Annotated in this window: 12 protein-coding genes; 9 read left to right on the top strand and 3 right to left on the bottom strand. The window is 33.6% G+C overall.

Annotated elements, in window-relative coordinates; all coding sequences use genetic code 11:
* Positions 1-7: 7 nt before the first annotated feature.
* Complete coding sequence (gene dltC / locus SBL16_RS01390) at positions 8-244, top strand: D-alanine--poly(phosphoribitol) ligase subunit 2 (protein WP_011276285.1); 237 nt, start codon at positions 8-10, stop codon at positions 242-244.
* The gene (gene dltD, locus SBL16_RS01385; RefSeq protein WP_107611969.1) at positions 241-1,422 is read left to right on the top strand and encodes a D-alanyl-lipoteichoic acid biosynthesis protein DltD; all 1,182 of its coding nucleotides are present in this window, start codon (positions 241-243) and stop codon (positions 1,420-1,422) included. Before dltC ends, dltD begins: the two co-directional genes overlap by 4 nt.
* A 90-nt stretch (positions 1,423-1,512) precedes the next feature.
* Here the strand turns inward: dltD and SBL16_RS01380 are convergent, their stop codons facing one another.
* A complete protein-coding gene (locus SBL16_RS01380; protein ID WP_002433501.1) occupies positions 1,513-1,755 on the bottom strand; it encodes a NifU family protein in 243 nt (80 codons plus the stop codon).
* A 103-nt stretch (positions 1,756-1,858) separates the two neighbouring features.
* On the opposite strand from SBL16_RS01380, the gene SBL16_RS01375 reads away from it, so the two are divergent.
* On the top strand, positions 1,859-2,179 hold the full coding sequence (locus SBL16_RS01375) for a YuzD family protein (RefSeq protein ID WP_107611968.1): 321 nt from the start codon (positions 1,859-1,861) through the stop codon (positions 2,177-2,179).
* 260 nt (positions 2,180-2,439) lie between these two features.
* Here SBL16_RS01375 and SBL16_RS01370 read toward each other — a convergent pair whose 3' ends face one another.
* Positions 2,440-3,504: an NAD(P)/FAD-dependent oxidoreductase gene (locus SBL16_RS01370; protein ID WP_107611967.1), complete on the bottom strand. Its 1,065-nt coding sequence runs from the start codon at positions 3,502-3,504 to the stop codon at positions 2,440-2,442.
* Positions 3,505-3,858: 354 nt separating this feature from the next.
* Here SBL16_RS01370 and SBL16_RS01365 point away from each other — a divergent pair, with 354 nt between their 5' ends.
* The 6 genes from SBL16_RS01365 (at position 3,859) to SBL16_RS01340 (ending at position 9,639) form a co-directional block, all read left to right on the top strand.
* On the top strand, positions 3,859-4,104 hold the full coding sequence (locus tag SBL16_RS01365; protein WP_037538976.1) for a YuzB family protein: 246 nt from the start codon (positions 3,859-3,861) through the stop codon (positions 4,102-4,104).
* A 12-nt stretch (positions 4,105-4,116) separates the two neighbouring features.
* A complete protein-coding gene (locus SBL16_RS01360; protein ID WP_037538972.1) occupies positions 4,117-4,476 on the top strand; it encodes a HesB/IscA family protein in 360 nt (119 codons plus the stop codon).
* A gap of 365 nt (positions 4,477-4,841) precedes the next feature.
* Complete coding sequence (locus tag SBL16_RS01355) at positions 4,842-6,050, top strand: NAD(P)/FAD-dependent oxidoreductase (protein ID WP_107611966.1); 1,209 nt, start codon at positions 4,842-4,844, stop codon at positions 6,048-6,050.
* Positions 6,051-6,260: 210 nt separating this feature from the next.
* Positions 6,261-7,730: a M17 family metallopeptidase gene (locus tag SBL16_RS01350; protein WP_107611965.1), complete on the top strand. Its 1,470-nt coding sequence runs from the start codon at positions 6,261-6,263 to the stop codon at positions 7,728-7,730.
* A 189-nt stretch (positions 7,731-7,919) separates the two neighbouring features.
* Positions 7,920-9,239 carry a Na+/H+ antiporter family protein gene (locus tag SBL16_RS01345; protein ID WP_016931157.1) on the top strand — a complete coding sequence of 440 codons (1,320 nt, stop codon included), beginning with the start codon at positions 7,920-7,922 and terminating at the stop codon, positions 9,237-9,239.
* Between the two features lie 22 nt (positions 9,240-9,261).
* A complete protein-coding gene (locus SBL16_RS01340; protein ID WP_037538741.1) occupies positions 9,262-9,639 on the top strand; it encodes a PaaI family thioesterase in 378 nt (125 codons plus the stop codon).
* 203 nt (positions 9,640-9,842) lie between these two features.
* On the opposite strand, the gene SBL16_RS01335 is transcribed toward SBL16_RS01340, so the two are convergent.
* On the bottom strand, positions 9,843-11,009 hold the full coding sequence (locus SBL16_RS01335; protein ID WP_107611964.1) for an NAD(P)-binding domain-containing protein: 1,167 nt from the start codon (positions 11,007-11,009) through the stop codon (positions 9,843-9,845).
* Between the last annotated feature and the right edge of the window lie 147 nt (positions 11,010-11,156).

The following is an 11,156-nucleotide window of genomic DNA, read 5'->3' as shown; positions in this document are numbered from 1 at the left end:
ATAAATTATGGAATTTAAAGAACAAGTATTAGATTTATTAGCTGATGTGGCAGAAAATGATGTTGTAAAAGAGAACCCTGATGTTGAAATCTTCGAAGAGGGTATCATCGATTCATTCCAAACGGTAGGTTTATTACTTGAGATTCAAAACAGATTAGGCATTGAAGTATCTATCATGGATTTCGATCGTGATGAGTGGGCAACTCCAAACAAAATTGTTGAAGCATTAGAAGAATTACGATGAAATTAAAACCATTTTTACCAATTATTATTAGCGGCATTTTATTTCTAGCCTTCGTGTTAATGCCTGCTAGCTGGTTTACTGGATTAGTTACAAACAAGGCTGTCGCTAATAATAGAATATCTTTAACAGATCAAGTTCTTAAAGGTACGCTCATTCAAAATAAACTATTTAGTAGTGATAAATATTATCCAATATATGGGTCAAGTGAACTAAATAAATTAGATCCATTTAACCCTGCATTTGCTCTAAATCATAGAAAACATACTAAACCAATTTTTCTAATTGGTACGGGTGGTAATACAGATTTAATCAATGCAATTGAATTAGCTGGTCAATATAATCAACTAAAAGGGAAAAAGATGACATTTATTATTTCACCACAATGGTTTAGTACACATGGTGTTAATGATCGTGATTTTGCAGCACGTACAACACCAAATCAAATTAATCAGTTATTTCAACAAAAAGATATGCCTTCAGAATTAAAAGAGAGATACGCCAAACGCTTATTACAATTTAAAAGTGCGTCGAATAAAGAATTCTTGAAAGACGTCGTAAATAATCACGGTGAAGTAGATGGTAACTATGTTTCTCGTTTTAAAGAGAATCAGCTATTAAAAATTGAAGCGATTAAAACTTACTTCTCATTAGATAAGTCGCCATTATCAAATGTGAAACCTGTGACTGAGCCAAATGTATCATGGCAGGAAATGCAAGATAAAGCTGTGACATTAGGTGAGAAACGCTCATCATCAAATAATTATGGAATACGTAATGAATATTGGGAAAAACTTATGCATAAAAAGCCAATGAATCATCGTAAATATGAGTTTAAAATGAACTCTCCAGAATTTAATGATTTATCATTGTTAGTGGATACAATGCATAATGCAGGTGCAGACGTACAATATGTTATTTTACCGGTGAATGGTAAATGGTATGATCACTTAGGTATTGAACGCTCAACAAGAGAACCAGTCTATAAGAAAATACATCAAACTGTAGTAGCACATGGTGGTAAGGTGTATGATATGTCAGATAAAGATTATGAGAAATATGTTCTTAGTGATGTCGTTCACGTAGGTTGGAAAGGTTGGGCTCACATGAACCAACATATTGTTCAACATATGAATGATGACAAAAACCCGCATAACAAAGATTATAATAAACAACATTAACACCAATAATTAACAAAAGCACCAACGCGCAGAGTTTAAGAACTCTGCGCGTTGGTGCTTTATTGGATATATATCATATATGTTAGACGCTTAGAATACTTGTTCAACTTCAATAACGCCTGGAACTTCTTCGTGTAACGCACGTTCAATGCCGGCTTTTAATGTGATTGTTGAGCTAGGACAAGTACCACAAGCTCCGTGTAATTGTAATTTCACGATACCATCTTCTACATCTACTAATGTACAGTCTCCACCATCACGTAATAAAAATGGACGTAAACGTTCAATGACTTCAGCTACTTGATCAAACATTGTTGCATTCTCAGTAGGCATGAGATATGTCTCCTTTCAAGTAAATTACTTCATAAATTCATTATTAATTTATTATAATAGATAAAGAAAGAAAAATCTATAAAACAAAACGGGGGATTTGAGTATGACTAAAGTAAGCGTGATAGTATATGGCGCTGATGTCGTATGTGCAAGTTGCGTCAATGCACCAACATCTATTAATACATTTGAATGGATTAAGCCTTTATTAGAAAGAAAGTATCCAGACATTCAATTTGAATACACATACATTGATTTTCAAAATCAAACAGATAATCTAAGTGATCATGACCAACAGTATATTGAACAAATTGAGGAAGATGAGTTATTTTATCCTTTAATTACAATGAATGATGAGTATGTAGCAGATGGTTACATTCAAACAAAGCAAATTACAAACTTTGTAGATAAACATTTTGCAAAATAATTTAAAGTATAATTCTTGAGAAAAAGAGGTTGGGGTAGGGAGTGGGACAGAATTCTTTTAAAATTCGTCGTCCACTCCCAGCTTGCTTTGCTTGTAGAATTTCTTGATGAAATTCTCTTTGCTGGGGCCCCGCCCGCAAGGATGACTAGAACTGAGAAAAGCTTGATTTAAGCGCCTTCTCAGTTCAGTCAGCTACTGCGAATTTGCTAAATAGCATTATTATATTATTTATGTCCCAAACTGTACCCCATATTTTAATACTAACCATTATGGTATTTATATAACCATAAGACGCCCGATTTAAGTATATGAGCAAGACGTCCGGTAACTGTACGGTCCATAATATAGGCAAAGCCTTTTTTCTCGCCAAGAGAACCAAGGAAACCTTGTACTTTTAATTCAGGCATTTTATCTGGTAATGGTTCATTATTCCATTGTTTCTTAAGTACATCAGCGATTTGATCACCTTGAACTTCAGCTAATTGTGCACTTGGTGCATGAGGTAAATCAGCACAATCTCCGACTATAAATACATTAAGGTATGTTGGAACTTGATGATATTGGTTGATGATGACACGTCCACTTCGATTGATATCAATCGGTAAATGTCTTACAACTTCAACCGGTTGAATTCCAGCAGTCCAGACAACTAAATCAACATTTTCTGGTGTACCACTATTATAGATTTTTCCTGGTTCCACTTTATCAATTAAAGAATTAGGCACTACTTTAACATTGTTTTCACGGAACCATTTAGCGATATAATTGCTTAATTTTTCAGGGAAATTCCTTAAAATTCGCTCACCACGGTCATATAGTATGACTTCTAAATCTTCACGACTTTCACGAAGCTCACTTGCTAACTCGATGCCGCTTAAGCCAGCACCAACAATACCTACACTGGCGCCACTAGGTAATTCACTAATACTATGAAATGTTTCGCGCGCTTTGGAGAGTGTTTGAATACTATGCGTGTATTCCTCAGCACCAGGAACATTATGATATTTATCTTCACAACCTAAGCCAATAACTAATTCATCATAATCTACTTTTGTATTACCAACAGATACGATTTGAGCATCTAAATCAATATCATTAATTTCTCCATAAATTGTATTAACGCGTTTTGAATCAGGAAAATTCATACGAACATCACTATCAGACTTAGTACCCGCAGCTAAAGCATAAAATTCTGGTTTCAAGCCATGGAATGGCATACGATCAATTAACGTTAAAGTATAATTTTCTGGTAATGCATCAGGTAAGATACGCGACATGATACGCATATTACCATAGCCGCCACCAAGTAATACTAAATTTTTCATCTGTTATACCCCTTTATAAAAATTTGTTATTCCGAAATAATTTTGACTAATACCCTTTGAATTAAGCAAACTTTAGTAAATTGTTTGAAACTTTTATTTAAAAATTTCAAACAATCAAAGTAGTTTATCAACCACATTTATTGCCCCTAACAATAAAGTGTATGATATATGTATATGGTTATTATATCTTTTTTTTAAAATGACTACAATGAAATGTGTGGTAGGGAAACTAAGCTAAAGATATAGGTGTGTATTGTTGTTCTAAATAATATGAAAATGATGAGCGAGGACAATGCAGTCCAAGTTAAGATTTGTTATAATAATATAATTAAAAAATGAAGAAGAAGGTGAAGTATGTTTCCATTAGTCGAATTTTGCATTTCAAATATGGCAAAAGGCGGAGACTACGTTTACGATAAACTTGAGAATGATCCTGATGTGGATGTATTAGAATACGGATGTTTAAATAATTGTGGCGTATGTTCATGTGGGTTGTATGCATTGGTAGATGGTGATACTGTTGAAGGTGATACACCAGATGAGTTATTAAATAATATTTATAAACATATAGAAGAGAATGACTTTACTAACTTATTATAGGAGGAATGGTTTATGTCAACTGTAACATTAACTGAAGCAGCAGCTTATGAAGTAAAAGATATGTTGAAAAGTAATGACATGGAAGATGGATATTTAAAGATTAAAGTAAACGGTGGCGGCTGTACAGGTCTAACATATGGTATGTCAGCTGAAGAACAACCAGGAGAAAATGATGAAGTACTTGAATTTTATGGATTAAAAGTATTAGTAGACAAATATGATGTGCCTGTATTAAATGGTACGACAATTGATTTCAAACAATCTTTAATGGGTGGAGGATTCCAAATTGATAACCCTAATGCAATCGCTTCATGTGGTTGTGGTAGTTCATTTAGAACTGCTAAAGTAGCTGGAAATCCGGAAGAATGCTAATATAATTGCAAGTAATTTATCACTAAGGGTAATCCTTTAAGACAGTAATTTTCAGGATAATATGATTATTTTAATAATAGTCTTGTTGTTGCTTGAAAATGAACTATAAAAGCTATAAAATTGAAGATGGATTGAACTTTGTCTTTTTTGTGAACTAAAGTTCATAAAATCGAACTGAAAATGAAAGTGTTGACTAAGACTATAAATGGGGATGAACAATAGGTTAAGTGCAAAGTCTTTTAAATGAATCAGATAAACATATATTAAGGTAAAATATATTGTTACATCTGAACTTTGTTATGTTCTGAAATTTGTAGCCTTTTTCTACATTTAAGAAAATAATTATGAAAGCTTAGGTGAATGAAATGGCACAAGATCGTAAAAAAGTACTTGTTTTAGGTGCAGGTTATGCTGGTTTACAAACAGTAACTAAATTACAAAAAGAACTTTCTGCTGACGAAGCGTATATTACATTAATTAACAAAAATAAATATCACTACGAAGCAACTTGGTTACATGAAGCTTCAGCTGGTACATTAAACTATGAAGATTTAATTTACCCAATTGAAAGTGTAATTAAAGAAGATAAAGTTAAATTTATCAATGCAGAAGTAACTAAAATCGATCGTAACGCTAAAAAAGTAGAAACTAATCACGGTATCTATGATTACGACATTTTAGTAGTAGCATTAGGTTTCGAAAGTGAAACATTTGGTATTAATGGTATGAAAGACTATGCATTCCAAATTGAAAATATTGAAACTGCACGTAAATTATCTCGTCACATCGAAGATAAATTTGCAAACTATGCAGCTTCTAAAGAAAAAGATGATAAAGACTTAGCTATCTTAGTTGGTGGTGCAGGCTTTACAGGTATCGAATTCTTAGGTGAATTAACTGAAAGAATTCCTGAATTATGTAATAAATACGGTGTTGATCAAAATAAAGTTAGAGTAACTTGTGTTGAAGCTGCACCAAAAATGTTACCAATGTTCTCTGATGAATTAGTTAATTACGCAGTTAACTACTTAGAAGACCGTGGTGTTGAATTCAAAATTGCTACACCAATCGTTGCTTGTAACGAAAAAGGTTTCGTAGTTAAAATTAATGATCAAGAACAACAATTAGAAGCTGGCACAGCAATCTGGGCTGCTGGTGTTCGTGGTAGTAAATTAATGGAAGAATCATTCGAAGGTGTTAAACGTGGTCGTATCGTGACTAAACAAGATTTAACTATTGAAGGTCATGATGATATCTTTGTTATTGGTGACGTTTCAGCATTCATCCCAGCTGGTGAAGAACGTCCATTACCAACTACAGCACAAATTGCAATGCAACAAGGTGAACACGTTGCGAAAAGCATTAAAAACATCTTAAACGGTCAAGCAGCTACAGACTTTGAATATGTTGATCGTGGTACTGTATGTTCATTAGGTGCACATGATGGTGTTGGTATCGTATACGGTAGAGACATTACTGGTAAAAAAGCTGCATTCATGAAAAAAGTTATCGATACTCGTGCAGTATTCAAAATCGGTGGCGTAGGCTTAGCATTCAAAAAAGGTAAATTCTAAGTTTCTAATATAAATTATCTAATATGATTTTGAAAATAAATATTAATTTAAAGCTACAATGCAAATTCGCAGTAGCTGACTGAACTGAAAAAGCACATAAATCAAGCTTTTCTCATTTCTAGTCATCCTTATGGGGGTGGAACAACGAATTCATTGTGAATTCTGTTCCACTCCTTCTTTTATATGATATAAAAAGGAAGTGTAGAGGTTATGGTTAATTTCAATATAAGTAATACAGTTTTAAATTCAGAAGTACTTATTATAGGGTTGCCTGATCACATCAATCAACTTGGTTATATTAGTTACAATAATGAAGATATAACAAAACAAATTGATACATACCGTCATCATCATTTAATTAGTAGTCAATTAGGTAAAATATCTTCAACTTTGTTACCTTTAAAAGACTCATCAAAACGACTTATTACTATTGGATTAGGAAATTTAAAGACGCTTGATTATGGTGCGCTATTGAGAGCTTTCGGCAATTTATTTCAATTTTTAAAAGAAGAACGTGTAACTGAAGCAGATGTATTATTCGATTCATTGATTTCAAAGAAAATGGAGCAAACCAAAGTCGCAGAGGTTATGGGACTACAAAGTGAACAGGCAGTTTATAGTTTTGACAACTATAAATCTGATAAATCTGCACCCTATCAATTAGAGTTAAACATAAGTACGAATAAAGAAGACTTGCATCGATATTTTATCAATGGTGCTGTAATCGGACAATCGGTTAATGTTGCACGTGACTATAGCAATATGCCACCTAATATACTGACGCCTAATTATTTTGCTGAACAGGTTACGCAACACTTTGATCAAACATCAGTAAAAGTTGATATTAAAGATGGAAAACAATTATTAGATGAAGGATTCGGACTTATTCATGCTGTTGGTAAAGGGTCGGAAAATCCTCCTGTTGTAATAACTATGACATATAATGGTGGTGACATTGAAGACGCACCAATTGCATTAGTAGGAAAAGGGATTACATATGATTCAGGTGGCTATAGCATTAAATCGAAGATAGGTATGCAGACTATGAAATTTGATATGTGTGGCGCAGCTAATGTAGTTGGAATGATTGATGCGATATCACGCTTGCAACTTCCTATCAATATTGTAGGAGTTATTGCTTCTGCTGAAAATATGATCAGCAGTAATGCAATGAAACCTGATGATGTATTGACGGCATTGAGTGGTGAAACAGTTGAAATGTTAAATAGTGATGCGGAAGGGCGTCTAGTACTAGGAGATGCTGTATTCTATGCTAGTCAATTTCAACCTAAGATTATTTTAGATTTCGCTACATTAACAGGAGCTGCAGTTGCAGCACTAGGTGAAGATAAAGCAGCTTTATTTAACTCTAATGCAGATAAAGAGATTGAGGAAATACGAGTTAGTGCTAAAGAAATGGATGAATATGCTTTTGAATTACCTATGACTCAAACTGAGCAACGATTAATACGTCAATCTGACGTTGCAGATTTGGTCAATCATACAAACGGTCATGGAAAAGCACTCTTTGCAGCCACATTTATTACTCATTTTAGTGGATCTACACCACATATCCATTTCGATATTGCTGGTCCTGCGACAACTAACAAGACGAGCTATAAAGGTCCAAAAGGCCCAACTGGCAGCATGATTACTACTGTATTAAATTGGTTAAGATAAATAGAAAAGTAGAAATTATTTGGTTAAGGAGTAGAAACATGTGCTGTTGCATGTTTTTACTCCTTATTTAATAAGCATAATCTTATTAACTTAGAATGTAATTCTACATTGACAACGTATCAGCTACTTGGTATGATAAGGAACATATTAAATACTTTAGTTCGGTAGAGAGATAAAGGATGTGTTGTTATGTTTAATGCAGTTGTAATAGCCGTATTATTAATGATTGTTTTATGCTTATGTAGACTAAATGTAGTTATTAGTCTGTTCATTAGTGCATTAGTAGGCGGTCTCATTTCTGGAATGAGTGTTGAAAAGGTAATCAGTGTATTTGGAAAAAATATTGTAGACGGTTCCGAGGTAGCGCTAAGCTATGCATTATTGGGTGGATTTGCAGCATTGATTTCATATAGTGGTATTACAGATTATCTTGTAACTAAGATAATCCGCGCAATTCACTCTGAAAATAGCAGACTATCAAGAATAAAAGTAAAAATCATTATTATCATAGCTTTACTTGCGATGAGTATAATGAGTCAGAACCTTATACCGGTTCACATTGCTTTCATTCCAATAGTTATACCACCACTATTAAGTCTGTTTAATGATTTGAAAATTGATAGAAGACTTATTGCTCTAGTCATCGGATTTGGTTTATGTTGGCCATATGTCTTATTACCATATGGCTTTGGACAAATTTTCCACCAAATTATTCAAAGCGGTTTCCAAAAAGCACATCATCCTATCGAATTTAATATGATTTGGAAAGCCATGTTGATTCCTTCACTTGGTTATATTGTTGGTTTAATCTTGGGTATGTTTTATTACCGTAAACCACGAGAATATAAAACAGAAACTTATGTGGAAGATGAGAATACAATTAATGAAATTAAACCTTATGTACTCGTAGTTACAATAGTCGCTATATTAGCTACATTCTTAGTTCAAACTTTTACAGATTCAATGATTTTTGGTGCATTAGCAGGTGTACTCGTATTCTTTGTTTCAGGTGTCTACAAATGGAGAGAATTGGATAGTCAATTTGTTGAAGGTATTAAAATCATGTCATTTATAGGTGTTGTTATTCTTTCAGCTAATGGTTTCGCAGGTGTCATGAATGCAACAGGAGATATCGAAAAATTAGTATCAAGTTTGACTGACATTTCAAGTGGTCACAAGTTATTAAGTATTGTCATCATGTACATTATTGGTTTAATTGTAACTTTAGGAATTGGTTCATCATTTGCAACGATTCCTATAATTGCGACATTATTTATTCCACTTGGTGCTTCACTCGGCTTAAGCACTATGGCTCTAATCGCTCTAGTAGGAACTGCGAGTGCTTTAGGTGATTCAGGATCTCCTGCAAGTGATTCTACACTAGGGCCAACAGCTGGGTTAGATGTGGATGGACAGCATGACCATATTCGCGATACATGTATCCCGAATTTCTTATTCTATAATATACCTTTAATGGTATTTGGTACGATTGCAGCTATGATATTATAGGTGTAATGAGGTGAACAATTAAATGACTAACTTATTGGAAACGTTCGAAATGCAGATTGAAGAAACATCAGAGGGTAAAGTAGTAATTTCAATGCCTGTTACTGATAAAGTTAAACAACCATTTGGTTATTTGCATGGTGGTGCAACAATTGCTTTAGGTGAAACAGCGTGTTCATTAGGCGCTGCTAATCTAATCGATACGAATTCGTTCATACCACTAGGTTTAGAAATGAATGCTAATCATATTCATTCGGTTAAAGAAGGTCGTGTTATTGCTACAGCAACGATTATTCATAAAGGAAGTACAACTCAAGTTTGGAATATAGAAATAAAAAGTGAACAAGGCCAATTGATAAGTGTTATGAGAGGAACAATTGGAATTAAACTTTTAAAGCAATAAAATACCAAACGCTGCTTTAGTTCGATTAAGCATCGTTTTAAATATCCTAATTGTAAAAGTATTTGTCTAAGAAAGAACGCAGGCGTGGGACGGTAAATTCATAAAGAATTCTGTCCTGCGCCTGCTTTTTTATAAGAAATATACAAGAGATCGCATTTAAAAATAGTTTATAGTTGTTACGTTGACAATTACTTCTAATGAAATTAAGCATGTTTTTGGATAGGTTGAGCCGATAAACGTTTATAGGCCTGCTTAATTCTTTGAGCGGCTTCTCTTCCACCCATGATATTTCTAGCAAAAGGACCCAGTTCTAAATCTGCTAAACCACCTGACACAAACAATTGAGGTAACCACTCTAATTCAGAACTAATAGAAGGTAATCCACAATGTGTTAAAGGTGCATCTTCATTTTTAATTAATGATTGAATCATAGGCTGTTTTAATAGTGTTGGTTCAAAACCGGTTGCTAATAAAATGAAATCATACGGGACAGCCGCTTGTTCTGTATGAATTTGATGTTGGTCAACTGATAAAATATTCTCTTTATGAATTATAAGTCGTCCAGATTGAATATGTTTCTTAAGTCGTAAATATAACTCTCTAGGCATTGAACCTTTATGTCTTTCGTGTTGAATGATAGACTGCCGTTCTAAAGAGGATTCAATATTTAAAAAGTGATTCATATTTTTAGGACCTAACCAACCTGGATCTGCATCGAAATGTTGGATATCAATGTCTTTATTCATCCATAAATGAATAACTTTATCATGAGATTGATTTATAAGTTTTAAAGTTAAATGTGCAGCAGAAATACCACTTCCTATAACGTGAGAACTATGTCCATACATAGTTGTATTAAATGATTTATCGAAGATGTGGCATACATCATCAGCATCTTGATAAATATTAGGAATGTAAGGTTTATGCGTACATCCATTTGCTAATATAACGCAATCCGTGTGTATGACTTGATTATCATTTAATTGTATTTGCCATTGCCCATCTTTCTTTGCTAATGCTTCTACATAGCCTTGAATATGATTTTCGTTTAAATCATAATGATGAACTTGTTCGTGAACATGATGCATAAACATATCTGTTTGTGGACGTTGGTATTGACCATATGTACCGTGCGCATATTGTTGAACTTTAGCGAATTGTTTTAAATGGAATGGGTTAGGGTGGATGTGATGTACAATTGGTGAACGCAAATAGGGCATGCTGATACGATGAGAAAAATCATTAAATTGTTCACATAGTGTGGCATAAGGGTCTATAATTGTTAATTTATCTCTAGATAGCCCTAATTCTCTTAGTTGAATCGCAATTGTTGTACCTTGTAAACCGCCACCGATAATTGTCCAATGCATAATAACACTTCTTTCTTTATAAAACGTAATAATTACGATTTATATTATCATAAATATGTAGACTAGACAATAAAAAAGGGCGGGGACAGAAATCATTTTGAATTCTGTCCCCGCCCGCAATTGTGGTTTGAGCTATATAAAGTTTGC

The organism is Staphylococcus sp. NWU MK-U1, from assembly GCF_033283505.1.
GTDB classification, from domain to species: Bacteria; Bacillota; Bacilli; order Staphylococcales; family Staphylococcaceae; genus Staphylococcus; species Staphylococcus haemolyticus.
This window is presented reverse-complemented; position numbering and strand designations above follow the sequence as displayed.